The organism is Proteus vulgaris (genome assembly GCF_011045815.1).
Taxonomy (GTDB): domain Bacteria; phylum Pseudomonadota; class Gammaproteobacteria; order Enterobacterales; family Enterobacteriaceae; genus Proteus; species Proteus vulgaris_B.
Window position 1 is genome coordinate 634,722 of sequence record NZ_CP047344.1, and the last position, 17,441, is coordinate 652,162.

The following is a 17,441-nucleotide window of genomic DNA, read 5'->3' on the forward strand; positions in this document are numbered from 1 at the left end:
TGATACCGAACACGGGCGTCGAGGAAACTCTACGCCCGTGTGCTTATGTCAAGGGTAATTTAGAATGGCAAAAAGAGATTTTTACGAAGTTCTCGGTTTAAGCAAAAACGCCGATGAAAAAGAAATTAAACGTGCATATAAGCGTTTAGCAATGAAATATCACCCAGACCGTAATCAGGGTGATAAAGAGTCAGAATCAAAATTTAAAGAAATCAAAGAAGCCTACGAAATTTTAAGTGATGCACAAAAACGTGCAGCTTACGATCAATATGGTCATGCTGCTTTTGAGCAAGGCGGATTTGGTGGCCAAGGTGGTGGTGGTTTCGGTGGTGGCGCTGACTTTGGTGATATTTTCGGTGATGTTTTTGGTGATATTTTTGGTGGTGGTCGCCGTCAACAACGAGCATCACGGGGATCTGACTTACAATACAACATGGATTTAACGCTTGAAGAAGCGGTTCGTGGTGTAACCAAAGAAATTCGTATACCGACATTAGAAACTTGTGATAAATGCCACGGTAGTGGTGCTAAAGAAGGTACCTCGGCTGAAACATGCTCTACCTGTCATGGTGCGGGTCAGGTTCATTTACGTCAAGGTTTCTTCACTGTACAACAAGCATGTCCAACGTGTCATGGTCGCGGTAAAGTGATTAAAGAGCCTTGTTCTAAATGTCATGGTGATGGTCGTGTTGAGCGTTATAAAACACTGTCTGTTAAAATCCCAGCTGGCGTTGATACGGGTGATCGGATACGCTTAAGCGGTGAAGGTGAAGCGGGCGAGAATGGTGCACCAGCAGGCGATTTATATGTACAGGTTCATGTTCGTCAACATCATATATTTGAGCGTGATGGTAATAACCTTTATTGCGAAGTTCCGATTAACTTTGCGATTGCTGCTTTGGGGGGCGAAATTGAAGTTCCTACACTGGATGGCCGTGTAAAACTTAAAATCCCAGCAGAAACTCAAACGGGCAAAATGTTCCGTATGAAAGGTAAAGGTGTCAAGTCTGTACGTAGTAGCACTGTCGGTGATTTGATGTGCCGTGTGGTTGTTGAAACACCTGTTAAACTCAATGAAAAACAAAAAGAGTTAATGGAACAACTTGGTGAATCATTTGGTGGTAAAAGTGGTGAGAAAAATACACCTCGCTCTAAAAGCTTCCTAGATGGCGTGAAAAAATTCTTTGATGATTTAACGAAATAATCTTCATTACTCCTTTCAAAAAGGCCTGATGACAGTATTTATCATCGGGCCTTTTTATTTGAATGTGGCTCAAGATTATCCCATCTTGATGGCGACAATACCGGCTAAAATGACTAAACACGCTAATAATTGTTTGCGGTTAAATTGTTCTTTTAGCAAATAAACAGATAAGACCATGGCAAATAGTACGCTGGTTTCTCTTAATGCCGCTACAAGCACAATAGAAGCATGACTCATTGCCCATATCACTATGCCATAACTGATTAATTGCATGACACCACCTAAAAATGCGGGCTTCCAATAATCTTTTATTTTGGCTTTTAAGTGTTGGCGATAACGAAGCCATGCCAGCAAATACATTGCGATACCATTTAAAAAGAAGAGCCATAAAATATAAGCAAAAGGTGTTTCTCCCACTCGGGAGCCATTACCATCAGATAGGGTATAACTTGCGGTAAATAATGCGGTAAGGAGCGCAAAAAAGAGTGCATCTTTACGTAAATTAAGCGTCGCTATTTTTCGGCTACGTGAAATAAGGATAATACCTAAAATAATCAATAAAATGCCGATTAAGCCAGTAACAGGAAGTGTCTCATGAAAAAGAAAAAAGCCAAGAACAGCGGTCATTAATGGCGCACTACCACGAGAAATCGGATAGACCTGATTAAAGTCTGCCAAGGTATAACACCGGCTTAAAGAAAGGGTGTAACCAATATGAAATAGGACGGAAAGAATAAGCCATTTCCATGCTCCTATATCGGGAAGTCCAACCCAAAACAGCGCTGGGATTGTCACAATACCTGAAAAAAAGGTAAGTAATGAGATCCCAAGAAATCGATCACTACCTACTTTGACTAATGCATTCCAACATGCATGGAAGACAGCGGCAAATAGCACAGCAATAAAAACGGTAATCGACATATTGATAGAGGCCTTTGTACTAAAGCGAAAATTATTTTTATAAAACCATAACACAATGGGTAAATAGTGAAATATATAATATTTTTTTCCTCATAATCTAAGGGCGTTATAAACGGAAAAGATAAACATAGTATTATTTTTTGATAATTAAAAATTAATATGTTTGATCTATTTTATCGATTGGTGTCGTTTATTAAATTAGATGCTTGTTTTTACTAATAATTAAAAAAATATATATTTATTAACATGTTATAAATCATTTTTTAAATTATGGTTTTATTTTTTCATTAAGAAATAATGTTGATTAATTTCGACTATCTATCTTATTTTACTTAATATTTCCCAATTAACTCGGAAAATATGAATCATTATCCATAAATAAACTGTTTTTTACGAATCCATGGTTAGCATATTATTAACAAGATTAGTAATTTTGAGGTTAATATTATGACGGCAATTATTAGACAATTTTTGAGATTAGAGGCATCAGGCGGTATTCTTCTGATTATTGCTGCTATTATCGCATTGATTATGGCGAATACACCTCTAAATGCTTTGTATAATGAGTTTTTATCTATTCCTATTATGCTCAAGTTTGGTGCATTCGAACTTGATAAGCCATTACTGCTTTGGGTAAATGATGCCTTAATGGCTATTTTCTTTTTGGTGGTTGGATTAGAAGTTAAGCGTGAATTAAAAGAAGGCTCTTTAGCTCAACGTGATAGAGCCATTTTCCCTGCAATTGCTGCTGTAGGAGGAATGTTAGCTCCTGCATTAGTTTATCTTATGTTCAATCATGCCGATTCTATTGGGCAACAAGGTTGGGCAATTCCAGCTGCAACAGATATTGCATTTGCATTGGGGGTGATGGCGTTATTAGGTAAACGTGTCCCTGTTGAATTAAAGGTTTTCTTATTGGCTTTGGCGATCATCGATGACTTGGGCGTTATTGTGATTATCGCACTTTTTTATTCAAAGAGTATTGCACTGATGCCGTTGGCTTTGGCTGGGCTGATTGTTATTGCTCTGGGTATAATGAACTGGCGTAAAGTTGGTAATACCGCCGCTTATTTAGTTCTTGGATTTGTTTTGTGGGTGTGTATTTTAAAATCGGGTATTCATGCCACTATTGCGGGTGTCATAGTTGGATTCATTATCCCATTAAGAAATAAAGAAGGTGATTCGCCTTCTGAAGAATTAGAGCATGTGTTACATCCTTGGGTTGCCTATTTAATTTTGCCACTCTTTGCATTTAGTAATGCGGGGGTTTCCTTAAATGGTGTGACATTAGATGGCATGTTATCCGCATTACCGTTAGGTATCGCATTAGGACTATTTTTGGGTAAGCCGATTGGAATTTTCCTCTTTAGCTGGGTTTCGGTAAAACTAGGCATTGCAAAATTACCAGATGCGATTAATCTTAAACAAATATTTGCAGTGTCTGTGCTCTGTGGTATCGGTTTTACTATGTCTATCTTTATCGCAGGATTAGCATTTGATGGTGCAAGTGAAGCTTATAATACCTACTCTAAGCTGGGCATTTTAGTAGGTTCAACGGTAGCTGCAGTTGTGGGATATTTGTTGCTTCGTTCTGTTTTACCGAAGTCAAAAACGAAGTCAATATAAGGAAATTTATTACGGATTTGAGTTTCTCAACACAATAAATACCGAGCTATATATTTAAATCTACGGTGCAATACAGTGTATTGTGCCGTAGATGTTTTTATGAGGATTGGATGCAAGGAAAGCCAATCGCAAACTAATGCGTTATTACATAGTCTGTGTTTAAGGCACAGAAGTTGAAAGGAAGATAACTATGCGGGTGTCACATCTCAATTTTAACCATCTTTATTATTTTTGGCATGTGTGTAAAGAAGGCTCTGTTGTAGGTGCAGCAGAAGCTCTGTATCTGACACCTCAGACAATTACAGGGCAAATTAAAGCATTAGAAGAGAGATTGGGTGGTAAGTTGTTTAAACGCCAAGGAAGGGGGTTAGTTCCTTCAGAATTGGGACAACTTATTTTTCGCTATGCCGATAAAATGTTTATGTTAAGCCAAGAGATGCTGGATATCGTCAACTATAGTCGTGAATCGAACTTGTTGTTTGATGTCGGTGTTGCGGATGCATTATCTAAACAATTAGTCAGTCGTGTATTAGAAACTGCTGTGATTGATCATGAACAAATCCATTTGCGCTGTTTTGAATCAACGCATGAATTATTATTAGAACAATTAAGCCAGCATAAGCTGGATATGATTTTATCGGATTGCCCAGTAGATTCTTCACAACAAGAAGGCTTGTTTTCTGTAAAACTTGGTGAATGTAATATGAGTTTCTTTTGTAGCCATCCACTTCCTGAAAAACCGTTTCCTGAATGTTTAGAAGAGCGAAAATTACTGATCCCAGGTCGTCGATATATGTTAGGTCGCCATTTGTTAACGTGGATACGTAATAAGAATCTGCAAGTGGAAATTTTGGGTGAGTTTGATGATGCGGCATTAATGAAAGCATTCGGATTAAATTATAATGCCATTTTTGTAGCACCTTCACTGTATACCGATGAAACTTTTGCTCATAGCAATATCGAAGAAATTGGAATGCTTGATACTGTAAAAGAAGAGTATTACGCGATTTTTGCAGAGAGAATGATCCAACATCCAGCGGTTCAGCGCGTTTGTAATACTGATTTTTCAGATCTTTTTAATGGGAATAAGAAGAGTGCTGTAAATCCATAAGTGAGTATGGTTAAAAAGCAGAAAACAAAAAACCGGCATAAGCCGGTTTTTTATAACACAAGAAAGCAAATATTACATTGCTTTGATTTGTGCTTGCAGATTAGCTTTATGACGTGCTGCTTTATTCTTATGAATTAAGCCTTTAGTTGCCTGACGGTCAACAATCGGTTGCATGTCATTAAATGCTTTTTGTGCTGCTTCTTTATCACCTGAAGCAACTGCTGCGTATACTTTTTTGATGTAAGTACGCATCATAGAACGACGGCTTGCGTTGTGTTGACGACGCTTTTCAGACTGAACCGCACGCTTCTTAGCTGATTTGATATTAGCCAAGTTCCAACTCCCAAATATATTCTAGCGAGGACAAATACAAAGGTGAAGGAATATGCCTTTTCAACCTAAGTTTGTCAATGGATTTATACAAAATTAGCGTCGTTGTACGCGACACTTGTTTCGTTGTGATGGCGCAAGATTTTATCAGTTAAGGCGGGTAGAATACAGTCTTTTGAGTGAAAAAATCATCAAAATCGTGTATATGAGTAATAAATAATAGATTCTAAGAGGATCTACGATTGATTTTATGCGATTTTATAACCAAGAAGCGAGTGATAGTCCATTTTTGTTTGATGTGAGCAATCAAATTTAAGAACAACAGTGAATCGACTTGTCGAGATATTACTCATCAATAAACATTGATATATTGGGTTACTCTCAAGCCTTTGACAAGGTATAATCCAATAATTTCCACGGTATTGAGCCAGTTATGGAGCTAATTCGCGGTATACAGAATATTAGAGCGCTACATCATGGTTGCGTTTTAACAATTGGGAATTTTGATGGTGTCCATCGAGGCCATCAGGCATTATTGAAACACTTGAAGCAAGAAGCCTCACAGAGAGGATTACCCACGGTTGTGATGACATTTGAGCCTCAACCACTTGAGTTTTTTTTACCAGAAAAAGCACCAGCACGTCTGACTCGTTTACGAGATAAGATAAAGTATTTGGCTGAATGCGGTATTGACTACCTTTTGTGTGTCAAATTTGATAAACAATTTGCGGCACAAACACCCGAAGAGTTTGTTTCATCTCTACTGGTCGATAAATTAGGGGTGAAATTTCTTGCTATTGGTGATGACTTTCGCTTTGGCAAAAATCGTGAAGGTGATTTCCATTTTTTACAACAAGCAGGTGTTCGGTATGGATTTGACGTCGCAAATACAGAAAGTTATTGCGATAAAGGGTTACGTATCAGTAGCACCGCAGTAAGAGAAGCGTTACTCAATGATGATTTAGTTCTTGCTGAATCACTCCTTGGACACCCTTATAGTGTTTGTGGACGAGTTGTTCATGGTAATGAATTGGGTAGAACTATTGGTTTTCCGACAGCCAATATTCCAATGAAGCGCTTAGTTGCACCAGTGAAAGGTGTTTATGCCGTTGATGTCTATTTATCAGATAATCAATTACCTTTGCCAGGTGTGGCAAATATCGGAAGTCGTCCAACTGTAAAAGGAAAAGGCGTACAATTAGAAGTTCATTTAATCGACGTTAATATGGATTTATATGGACGTTGTATTGATGTTGTGTTACGAAAGAAATTGCGTAATGAACAGCGATTTGCATCATTGGATGCATTGAAGCAGCAAATCGCAGATGATGTGGCTACTGCTAGGGATTTTTTATCACAGTAGTCGGAGTCATAAACTAGCGGAAAATTGGAACTGAGAATCGAATGAGTGACTATAAAAATACCCTGAACTTACCAGAAACAGGGTTCCCTATGCGCGGGGATTTAGCAAAGCGCGAGCCAGAGATGTTATCACGTTGGTACAAAGAAGGTTTGTATCAAGCTATTCGTCAGGCGAAAAGTGGTAAAAAAACATTTATTTTGCATGATGGCCCTCCATACGCCAACGGCAATATTCATATTGGTCACTCAGTAAACAAAATTCTCAAAGATATTATTATTAAATCCAAAGGGCTGTCAGGCTTTGATTCTCCGTACATTCCAGGATGGGATTGTCATGGATTACCTATTGAACTAAAAGTTGAACAAATCGTAGGTAAACCAGGAGAGAAAATATCTGCAGCACAATTCCGCGAGGAATGTCGTAAATACGCTTACGAACAAATTGAAGCACAGAAAAAAGATTTCATTCGTTTAGGTGTTTTGGGTGATTGGGATAAACCTTATCTCACAATGGATTATAAAACCGAAGCGAATACTATCCGTGCTTTAGCGCGTATCATTGCAAATGGTCACCTATTAAAAGGCGCTAAACCTGTTCACTGGTGTACCGCGTGTGGCTCATCATTGGCTGAAGCAGAAGTCGAATACTACGATAAAACATCCCCTTCTATTGATGTGCGTTTCACCGCCGTAGATTCAAAAGCTGTTGCTGCTAAATTTGGCTCAGCAACAGATAAACCAATTTCTTTGGTTATCTGGACAACAACGCCTTGGACATTACCTGCTAACCGCGCTATCGCCTTAAATGCAGAATTTAATTATGCCTTAGTCTCATTTAATGATGAGTGTGTGATTTTAGCTGCTGATCTTGTTGAATATGTGATGAAACGTATTGGCGTAACTGACTGGGCTGTTTTAGGTGAATGTAAAGGTACAGATCTAGAATTGTTGCGCTTTAATCATCCATTTATGGGCTTTGATGTTCCTGCTATTTTAGGTGATCACGTTACTTTAGAAGCAGGTACAGGGGCTGTTCATACTGCACCAGGCCATGGTCCGGATGACTTTGTGGTTGGTCAAAAATATGGTTTAGAAGTTGCAAACCCTGTTGGGCCAAATGGTTGTTATTTACCTGGCACTTACCCAATATTAGACGGTGTTTTTGTTTTTAAAGCGAATGATGTCATCGTTGAATTGCTAAAAGAAAAAGGTGCTCTGTTACATCACGAAGCGATGCAGCACAGTTATCCTTGCTGTTGGAGACATAAAACTCCAGTTATTTTCCGTGCAACACCTCAATGGTTTATTGGCATGGATAAAAATGGGTTGCGTCAACAATCATTAAAAGAGATCAAGGGTGTTAAATGGATACCTGATTGGGGTCAAGCACGAATTGAGTCAATGGTTGAAAACCGCCCTGACTGGTGTATTTCTCGTCAACGTACTTGGGGTACTCCAATGTCTCTGTTTGTTCATAAAGAGACACAAGAGCCACATCCACGTACTTTAGAGTTGATGGAAGAAGTTGCAAAACGTGTTGAAGTTAGCGGTATCCAAGCATGGTGGGATTTAGATATTCGTGACGTGTTGGGTGATGAAGCTGACGATTACATGAAAACACCAGATACGCTGGACGTATGGTTTGACTCAGGATCAACACACTCAACCGTCGTTGATGCTCGCTCAGAATACCATGGTAATTCAGCCGATATGTATTTAGAAGGCTCTGACCAACATCGTGGTTGGTTTATGTCTTCGTTGATGATCTCAACGGCAATCAAAGGTAAAGCACCTTACCGCCAAGTATTAACACATGGTTTTACCGTAGATGGACAAGGCCGTAAAATGTCTAAATCTATCGGTAACACAGTAAGTCCTCAAGATGTGATGGATAAATTGGGTGCTGATATCTTACGTTTATGGGTTGCCTCAACAGATTATACAGGTGAAATCGCCGTATCTGATGAGATCTTAAAACGTTCTGCGGATACTTATCGTCGTATTCGTAATACTGCACGCTTCTTCTTAGCAAACTTGAATGGTTTTGATCCTGCAAAACATCAAGTTAAACCAGAAGAGATGGTCACGTTAGATCGCTGGGCTGTGGGGCGTGCGCAAGCTGCCCAAGCAGAAATTTTAAAACATTATGAAAACTATGATTTCCATAATGTTATTCAACGCTTAATGCAATTCTGCTCAGTGGAAATGGGTTCTTTCTATCTAGATATCATTAAAGACAGACAATACACTGCGAAAAGCGACAGTGTTGCTCGTCGTAGTTGCCAAACAGCATTATTCCATATCAGTGAAGCATTAGTCCGTTGGATGGCGCCAGTTATGTCATTCACTGCTGATGAAATTTGGAATGAACTGCCAGGTGAGCGAGCAAAATATGTCTTAACTGAAGAGTGGTATACCGATTTATTTGGTTTAGATGCATCAGAAACCTTAAATGACGATTACTGGGCTGAATTACTGGCTGTTCGTGGTGAAGTCAATAAAGTGTTAGAGCAAGCTCGTACAGATAAACAACTACGTGGTTCTTTAGAAGCATCAGTCACACTGTATGCAGATAACGCTTTAGCAGATAAATTAAATGCATTAGGTAATGAACTGCGTTTTGTTTTATTAACATCTCAAGCGACAGTAGCAGATATTAGTGAAGCACCAGAAACAGCATTAGCCTCTGATATGGCGGGTTTAAAAATCGCCTTTAATAAAGCAGATGGCGAAAAATGTCCTCGTTGCTGGCATTACGCGACAGATATCGGTCAAGTAGCGGAACACGCTGAATTATGCGGACGCTGTGTTACTAACGTAGCCGGTAACGGTGAAGAACGTAAGTTTGCTTAATTAATGAAGAAAACACTTTGCTCTACAGGTTTACGCTGGTTGTGGTTAGCAATTGCTGTAGTGGTGTTGGATTTAGGAACAAAACAGTATTTCATGCAGACATTTCGTCTGTATGAATCTGTTGCTGTGATGCCTTTTTTCAATTTCACTTACGCACATAACTATGGTGCTGCCTTTAGCTTTTTAGCGGATAAAGGGGGATGGCAACGTTGGTTTTTTGCACTGATTGCATTAGCAATCTGCATTACTTTATTAGTAATGATGTATAAAAATAAAGCGAACGCCAAACTAAGTAACATTGCTTATGCGCTTATTATTGGCGGAGCATTGGGTAATCTTTCTGATCGTCTGATCCACGGGTTTGTTATCGATTTCCTTGATGTTTATGTCGGAGATTGGCATTGGCCCACTTTTAATATTGCTGATATGGGTATTTGTATTGGTGCGGGACTTATTATCATTGAAAGCTTTTTCCCTGATAAAAATGCCAGTCCGCAAGATACAAAAAAGCAAAAGTAATCAGATAATGAGTTAACTAAAATAACCCCTGCCTTATGGCGGGGGTTACGCTTAATAGAAGGTATTAGTATGGTTATGCAGGTACTCAACAATAGTGCGGTATTGCTGAATTTCACTTTAAAATTAGCCGATGGCTCTGTTGCTGAATCTACGCAAGCACATGGTAAACCGGCTCTTTTTCGTTTAGGTGATGAAAGTTTATCGCCAGCCTTAGAAGCTGAATTATTGGGGTTATCAACGGGAGATAAAAAAACTTTTACGCTTGCGGGCGAACATCTTTTTGGTAAATACAACCCTGACTTGATCCAATACTTTATGCCTTCTGACTTTGCAGAGTCTGGGGTGCCAGAAGCGGGCACAATCATGCTATTTACAGCAATGAATGGAAGTGAAATGCCGGGCATTGTAAAAAATGTCACTGAAGATTCTGTCACGGTTGATTTTAATCACCCATTAGCGTCAGAAGAAGTGACATTTGATATTGAAGTTGTCAGCATCAATCCTGAGGAGGAAACAACACATGCAAATACTGCTGGCTAACCCACGAGGCTTTTGTGCGGGTGTTGACCGAGCTATCAGCATTGTTGACCGCGCTCTGGAAATCTATGGCGCACCTATTTATGTTCGTCATGAAGTGGTTCATAACCGTTATGTAGTTAACGATTTACGCGAACGTGGCGCTATCTTTATTGAAGAAATTTCAGAAGTACCCGATAACGCGATTTTAATTTTTTCGGCTCATGGTGTTTCTCAAGCTATTCGTCAAGAGGCTCGTTCACGTAATTTAACGATGCTTTATGATGCAACTTGCCCATTAGTAACTAAAGTTCATATGGAAGTAGCTAGAGCTAGCCGTAAAGGTAAAGAGGCGATACTAATCGGTCATGCAGGGCATCCCGAAGTTGAAGGTACAATGGGGCAATACAATAACCCTGAAGGAGGGATGTATTTAGTTGAGTCTCCTGCTGATGTCTGGAAATTAACAGTCAAAGATGAAGACAACCTTTGTTTTATGACCCAAACGACACTTTCTGTAGATGATACATCTGAAGTTATTGATGCTTTAAATGCACGTTTTCCCAAAATTATTGGGCCACGTAAAGATGATATTTGTTATGCAACAACCAATCGTCAAGAAGCGGCGAGAGAACTTGCTGAAAAAGCAGATGTTGTTTTTGTTGTTGGTTCTAAGAACTCATCAAATTCAAACCGCTTAGCAGAATTGGCTCAGCGTGCAGGAAAACCTTCTTATCTTATCGATAGCTTTGAAGATATTGATGAGTCATGGGTGACTAATGTCAATATTGTCGGAGTGACTGCAGGAGCTTCTGCCCCTGATATTTTAGTACAGCAAGTATTAGAGCGTCTAAAAAGCTTTGGTGCTGATGAAGTGATTGAACTATCAGGACGTGAAGAAAATATTGTTTTTGAAGTGCCTAAAGAACTTCGACTTGACTATAAAGTTATCGAATAAGACATCTAGAAAGCGTGGTTTTTAAAGCAGAGTTTAAATCTCTGCTTTTTTTATATCTAAAGTTAAATGAATAATCATGCTGTTCATCTCTTTTACTGATAATTAGCGCTGTTTGGTGTGTTTTTCTTATCTAGAACGTTAAATACTGGCATCAAACGGATGACATCGCTAATCTGTAAATAATAAATAGAGATCATAAGCATTGTTAAGGAGAAATTTAGTTATGTCTGCAAAAGAACTTCGTCTTGCTGTTGTAGGTGCTGGTGGACGCATGGGACGCCAATTAATTCAGGCAATTTCTCAACAAGAAGGAACTGTGCTAGGTGCTGCTTTTGAACGTACAAATTCTTCATTAATTGGCTCAGATGCGGGCGAGTTGGCTGGCATTGGTCATATCGGTGTCACAGTAACTGATAACTTATTAGCACAAGCTAATGCATTTGATGTATTAATTGATTTTACACGTCCAGAAGGCACGCTTTCACATATTGAATTTTGTGTAGAACAACAAAAAGGCATGATTATCGGTACGACAGGCTTTGATGATGAAGGCAAGAAAGCCATAGATGATGCAGCAAAAATCATCCCTATTGTGTTTGCGGCCAACTTTAGTGTTGGTGTTAATTTGGTGCTTAAATTACTTGAAAAAGCCGCTAAAGTGATGGGGTCTTACAGTGATATTGAAATTGTAGAAGCGCACCATCGCCATAAGGTTGATGCACCATCAGGTACAGCATTAGCAATGGGTGAATCTATTGCAGATGCATTAGGTCGTGATCTTAAAGAGTGTGCCGTTTATGAGCGAGTAGGGCATACGGGAGAGCGTGACCCTAAAAGTATTGGTTTTGCTACTATTCGTGCAGGTGATATTGTGGGTGAACATACTGCGATTTTTGCCGATATTGGCGAAAGAGTCGAGATAAGCCACAAAGCTTCTAGTCGAATGACATTTGCAAATGGTGCAGTAAAGGCAGCTATTTGGTTAAGCTCTAAAAAATCAGGTTTATATAATATTAAAGATGTTCTTTCTTTAGAGGATTTGTGATTTATTGTTTTTTATAATTAATTGAAAACTCATGATTATTTTTTTAATTATGAGTTTTTTTATTACATTTATTATTTTTATTCTCTTCTTTCTTATTTATATTGTTTATCTCTTATATTTTCTGTTTTTTTTCTAAAAACAGACGCAATTCTTCTATTTTTTCTTTTAAAATCTCATTTTTAAATTATCTTGGTAAGCAAACGGTTAAATTTGCAAGATTTGTTATATTAATTGTCACTTGGTTGATTAAATTGCTAATGATTGATATTTTTTTAATTAAAAAGGTGTTTTTTCTAGACATCTGTCCATTCGATCTTTAGAATGCGCCCAATTTGCCAAAAATTTGCCCAATTTTATGTTTTTGGCATTGATTTAGAGTCTTAAATCTGAATTAATATGCATGAAATGTGATTTATTATTCTCTGGAGGGCGTTTTGATTAAATCAGCTATACTGGTTCTAGAAGATGGGACCGAATTCCACGGCAAGTCGATTGGCGCAGAAGGCGCCGCCATCGGTGAAGTCGTTTTTAATACTTCAATGACTGGTTATCAAGAAATACTAACCGACCCGTCTTACTCTCAACAAATTGTTACTCTCACCTATCCCCACATTGGCAACACCGGCGTTAATCATTCAGACGAAGAATCAGAAACCATTCATGCTCAAGGCTTAATTATTCGTGATTTACCATTAGTGATGAGCAACTATCGTGCACAAGAAACATTATCTGATTATCTTAAACGCCATAATATCGTTGCGATTGCAGATATTGATACACGCAAGCTAACGCGCTTATTGAGAGAAAAAGGTGCGCAAAACGGTTGCATTATCGTAGGCAATCATCTTGATACTCAACAAGCTCTCGAAAAGGCCAGATCATTTCCTGGTTTAAAAGGAATGGACTTAGCAAAAACGGTGACAGTGAAACAGCCTTATCAGTGGACTCAAGGAAGTTGGACATTAAAAGGTGAGTTACCCAAAGCAAAATCAGTAGATGAATTGCCATTGCATATTGTGGCATATGATTTTGGTGTGAAACGTAATATTTTACGCATGCTGGTGGATAGAGGGTGTCGAGTTACCATTGTACCAGCACAAACACCTGCGCAAGATGTTTTAGCACTTTCACCTGATGGTATTTTTCTTTCAAATGGTCCCGGGGATCCAGAGCCCTGCGAATATGCCATTAACGCCATTCAAACATTTTTAACAACCGATATTCCTCTCTTTGGCATCTGTTTAGGTCATCAGCTTTTAGCATTAGCCAGCGGTGCAAAAACCATCAAAATGAAATTTGGGCATCATGGTGGTAACCATCCTGTTAAAGATTTAGATAAAAATACGGTGATGATCACAGCGCAAAATCATGGATTTGCCGTTGATGAAACCTCTCTTCCTGCCAATTTACGTGTGACACATAAATCTCTATTTGATGGTTCTTTACAAGGCATTCATCGCACAGATAAACCTGCATTCAGTTTTCAAGGCCATCCAGAAGCCAGCCCTGGGCCACATGATGCTGCACCTCTTTTTGATCACTTTATCGAGCTTATCGCGCAATATCGTCAAAACCTGCAATCAGTAACAACAAAATAAATCAGGAGCGAAAGAAAATGGCTAAAAGAACAGATATCAAAACAATCCTGATTTTAGGTGCAGGGCCGATCGTAATCGGACAAGCGTGTGAATTTGATTACTCAGGTGCTCAAGCATGTAAAGCTTTACGTGAAGAGGGGTATCGAGTTGTTTTGGTAAATTCAAATCCTGCAACCATTATGACCGATCCTGAAATGGCTGATGCAACGTACATTGAGCCTATTCACTGGCAAGTTGTGAGAAAGATTATTGAAAAAGAGCGCCCTGATGCAGTATTACCGACAATGGGCGGACAGACAGCACTGAACTGCGCTTTAGAATTGGAGCGTCAAGGTGTTTTAGCTGAGTTTGGTGTCACCATGATTGGGGCAACCGCTGATGCGATTGATAAAGCAGAAGATAGACAACGCTTTGATAAATCGATGAAAAAAATTGGCTTAGATACAGCACGTTCAGGTATTGCACATAACCTTGATGAAGCGTTTGCGGTCGCACAACAAGTTGGCTTCCCTTGTATTATTCGTCCATCATTTACTATGGGCGGTACGGGGGGCGGTATCGCTTATAATCGTGAAGAATTTGAAGAAATTTGTACTCGTGGTTTAGATTTATCACCTACCAATGAATTATTAATTGATGAATCATTGATTGGCTGGAAAGAGTATGAAATGGAAGTCGTTCGCGATAAAAATGATAACTGTATTATTGTTTGTTCTATTGAAAACTTTGATGCAATGGGTATTCACACAGGGGACTCCATTACTGTTGCACCTGCGCAAACATTGACTGACAAAGAATATCAAATTATGCGTAATGCCTCGATGGCGGTATTACGTGAAATAGGTGTTGAAACAGGCGGTTCTAACGTTCAGTTTGCCGTTGATCCGAAAACAGGACGTTTGATTGTTATTGAAATGAATCCTCGGGTGTCACGTTCTTCTGCCTTGGCATCCAAAGCAACAGGCTTTCCAATTGCTAAAGTTGCCGCAAAATTAGCGGTAGGTTATACCCTCGATGAGCTGATGAATGACATCACTGGAGGGAGAACACCTGCCTCTTTTGAGCCTTCAATAGATTATGTTGTGACAAAAATTCCTCGCTTTAACTTTGAAAAATTTGCAGGAACCAATGACAGATTAACAACGCAAATGAAATCTGTTGGCGAAGTGATGGCAATTGGTAGAACGCTACAAGAATCTATGCAAAAAGCATTACGAGGCCTCGAAGTGGGAGCGACAGGTTTTGATCCTAAAGTCGATTTAGACGACCCAGAAGCATTAACCAAGATCCGTCGAGAGCTAAAAGAAGCAGGCTCTGACCGAATTTGGTATATCGCAGATGCTTTCCGTGCGGGATTATCCGTTGATGGCGTCTTTAACCTCACCAATATTGATCGCTGGTTTTTAGTTCAAATAGAAGAAATCGTTCGCCTTGAAGAAAAAGTCAGCGAAGTTGGTATAAAAGGCTTAAGTGCTGATTTCTTACATCAGTTAAAACGTAAAGGTTTTGCTGATGCACGTTTAGCTAAAATACTTAATATAAAAGAGCACGCTATTCGTCAATTACGAGAGCAATATCAGCTCCATCCGGTCTATAAACGTGTTGATACTTGTGCAGCAGAATTTGCTACGGATACGGCTTATATGTACTCGACTTATGAAGAAGAGTGCGAGGCAAATCCACATCAAGATAAACCTAAAGTCATGATCTTAGGTGGTGGACCAAACCGTATAGGGCAAGGAATAGAATTTGATTATTGCTGTGTTCATGCCGCGCTTGCGTTGCGTGAAGACGGTTACGAAACCATTATGGTGAACTGTAACCCTGAAACAGTTTCAACAGATTACGATACTTCTGACAGACTCTATTTTGAACCTGTCACATTAGAAGATGTACTTGAAATTGTACGTATCGAAAAACCAAAAGGGGTTATCGTGCAATATGGTGGGCAAACCCCACTGAAATTAGCAAGAGCACTAGAAGCTGAAGGCGTGCCTGTTATTGGCACAACGCCAGATGCTATTGATAAAGCAGAAGATCGTGAGCGTTTCCAAAAAGCAGTTGATAAATTAGGGCTAAAGCAGCCTGAAAATGCCACGGTGACTGCTTTAGAAGAAGCAGTAGAAAAAGCACAATTGATTGGTTATCCATTGGTGGTTCGTCCTTCCTATGTACTTGGTGGACGCGCAATGGAGATTGTTTACGATGAAGTCGATTTACGTCGCTATTTCCAAACCGCAGTGAGTGTGTCAAACGATGCGCCAGTGTTGTTAGACCGTTTTCTTGATGATGCAATTGAAGTCGATATTGATGCGATTTGTGACGGTAAGCAAGTCGTGATTGGCGGCATTATGGAGCATATCGAACAAGCGGGTGTTCACTCTGGTGACTCTGCTTGCTCATTGCCTGCTTATACCCTAAGCCAAGAAATTCAAGATGTGATGCGTAAGCAAGTCCGTGAACTTGCGTTTGAATTAGGTGTAAAAGGGTTGATGAATGCACAATTTGCGGTGAAAGGTAACGATGTTTACCTTATCGAAGTTAATCCTCGTGCTGCTCGTACCGTACCTTTTGTGTCAAAAGCCACAGGTGTGCCATTAGCCAAAGTCGCTGCGCGTGTCATGATTGGTCAAAGCCTTGAAGAGCAGGGAGTTACAAAAGAAGTTATTCCACCTTATTACTCTGTAAAAGAGGTGGTTTTACCTTTCAATAAGTTTGCAGGTGTTGATCCGATTTTAGGACCTGAAATGCGTTCAACCGGTGAAGTGATGGGCGTCGGTGCAACCTTTGCTCAAGCCTTTGCTAAAGCGATGTTAGGCAGCAGTTCTACCATGAAGAAAAAAGGCAGAGCACTTCTTTCTGTGCGTGCTGGTGATAAAAAGCGAGTTGTTGATTTAGCAACGAAATTACTAAAAAGTGGATTTGAATTAGATGCTACACATGGTACAGCCATTGTATTAGGTGAGGCGGGAATAAACCCACGCTTAGTTAATAAGGTTCATGAAGGTCGGCCGCATATTGAAGATAGAATCAAAAATGGTGAATATGACTATATTGTTAATACAACTTCTGGTCGTCAAGCCATTGAAGATTCTAAAATTATTCGTCGTAGTGCATTAAGATATAAAGTCCATTATGACACGACGTTAAATGGCGGGTTTGCGACAACGCTGTCATTAACAGCGGACCCTACGGAAAGTGTTATCTCAGTTCAAGAAATGCATAAAAAGATAAATAAATCTTAAGATTGTTTGTTGTTGTAATAATGATCCCGAATATGAGGAGACTTGTATTCGGGATTTTTTATTTTTCTATTTGATATAAAAAAGACAGCCCCAAATAAATTTATTTGGGGCTAGTGCAAAACAAAGAGGTGGGTGCGGATCTTTTTTTTCAAG

General features: G+C 39.3%; 13 protein-coding genes. 11 read left to right on the forward strand and 2 right to left on the reverse strand.

Annotation, left to right across the window (positions count from 1 at the left end; genetic code table 11):
* Window positions 1-64: 64 nt before the first annotated feature.
* The gene (dnaJ, locus tag GTH24_RS03035) at window positions 65-1,204 is read left to right on the forward strand and encodes a molecular chaperone DnaJ (RefSeq protein ID WP_164525931.1); all 1,140 of its coding nucleotides are present in this window, start codon (window positions 65-67) and stop codon (window positions 1,202-1,204) included.
* Window positions 1,205-1,279: 75 nt separating this feature from the next.
* Here dnaJ and GTH24_RS03040 read toward each other — a convergent pair whose 3' ends face one another.
* On the reverse strand, window positions 1,280-2,125 hold the full coding sequence (locus GTH24_RS03040; RefSeq protein ID WP_072069480.1) for a DMT family transporter: 846 nt from the start codon (window positions 2,123-2,125) through the stop codon (window positions 1,280-1,282).
* A gap of 447 nt (window positions 2,126-2,572) precedes the next feature.
* Here GTH24_RS03040 and nhaA point away from each other — a divergent pair, with 447 nt between their 5' ends.
* Complete coding sequence (gene nhaA, locus GTH24_RS03045; RefSeq protein WP_072069468.1) at window positions 2,573-3,751, forward strand: Na+/H+ antiporter NhaA; 1,179 nt, start codon at window positions 2,573-2,575, stop codon at window positions 3,749-3,751.
* Window positions 3,752-3,941: 190 nt separating this feature from the next.
* Entirely contained in the window at window positions 3,942-4,862 is a 921-nt protein-coding gene (gene nhaR, locus GTH24_RS03050) for a transcriptional activator NhaR (RefSeq protein WP_072069467.1), read from the forward strand.
* Between the two features lie 72 nt (window positions 4,863-4,934).
* Here the strand turns inward: nhaR and rpsT are convergent, their stop codons facing one another.
* The gene (gene rpsT, locus GTH24_RS03055) at window positions 4,935-5,195 is read right to left on the reverse strand and encodes a 30S ribosomal protein S20 (RefSeq protein ID WP_004248964.1); all 261 of its coding nucleotides are present in this window, start codon (window positions 5,193-5,195) and stop codon (window positions 4,935-4,937) included.
* A gap of 430 nt (window positions 5,196-5,625) precedes the next feature.
* Here rpsT and ribF point away from each other — a divergent pair, with 430 nt between their 5' ends.
* From ribF to carB, 8 genes are all read left to right on the forward strand, one after another.
* Complete coding sequence (gene ribF / locus GTH24_RS03065) at window positions 5,626-6,555, forward strand: bifunctional riboflavin kinase/FAD synthetase (RefSeq protein ID WP_115350507.1); 930 nt, start codon at window positions 5,626-5,628, stop codon at window positions 6,553-6,555.
* Window positions 6,556-6,596: 41 nt separating this feature from the next.
* Window positions 6,597-9,407, forward strand: a complete 2,811-nt coding sequence (gene ileS / locus GTH24_RS03070; protein ID WP_164525932.1) for an isoleucine--tRNA ligase — start codon at window positions 6,597-6,599, stop codon at window positions 9,405-9,407.
* Window positions 9,408-9,410: 3 nt separating this feature from the next.
* Complete coding sequence (gene lspA, locus GTH24_RS03075; RefSeq protein ID WP_072069464.1) at window positions 9,411-9,926, forward strand: signal peptidase II; 516 nt, start codon at window positions 9,411-9,413, stop codon at window positions 9,924-9,926.
* A 69-nt stretch (window positions 9,927-9,995) separates the two neighbouring features.
* Window positions 9,996-10,466 carry an FKBP-type peptidyl-prolyl cis-trans isomerase gene (gene fkpB / locus GTH24_RS03080; protein ID WP_072069463.1) on the forward strand — a complete coding sequence of 157 codons (471 nt, stop codon included), beginning with the start codon at window positions 9,996-9,998 and terminating at the stop codon, window positions 10,464-10,466.
* Window positions 10,447-11,400 (forward strand): 4-hydroxy-3-methylbut-2-enyl diphosphate reductase, encoded by a 954-nt coding sequence (ispH, locus tag GTH24_RS03085; RefSeq protein ID WP_072069462.1) that lies wholly within the window; start codon window positions 10,447-10,449, stop codon window positions 11,398-11,400. The genes fkpB and ispH overlap by 20 nt, the downstream gene beginning before the upstream one ends.
* Window positions 11,401-11,623: 223 nt before the next feature.
* The gene (gene dapB, locus GTH24_RS03090; protein WP_164525933.1) at window positions 11,624-12,445 is read left to right on the forward strand and encodes a 4-hydroxy-tetrahydrodipicolinate reductase; all 822 of its coding nucleotides are present in this window, start codon (window positions 11,624-11,626) and stop codon (window positions 12,443-12,445) included.
* A 434-nt stretch (window positions 12,446-12,879) separates the two neighbouring features.
* Window positions 12,880-14,043 carry a glutamine-hydrolyzing carbamoyl-phosphate synthase small subunit gene (gene carA / locus GTH24_RS03095; protein WP_115350504.1) on the forward strand — a complete coding sequence of 388 codons (1,164 nt, stop codon included), beginning with the start codon at window positions 12,880-12,882 and terminating at the stop codon, window positions 14,041-14,043.
* A gap of 17 nt (window positions 14,044-14,060) precedes the next feature.
* A complete protein-coding gene (gene carB / locus GTH24_RS03100; protein ID WP_164525934.1) occupies window positions 14,061-17,288 on the forward strand; it encodes a carbamoyl-phosphate synthase large subunit in 3,228 nt (1,075 codons plus the stop codon).
* Window positions 17,289-17,441 lie beyond the last annotated feature (153 nt).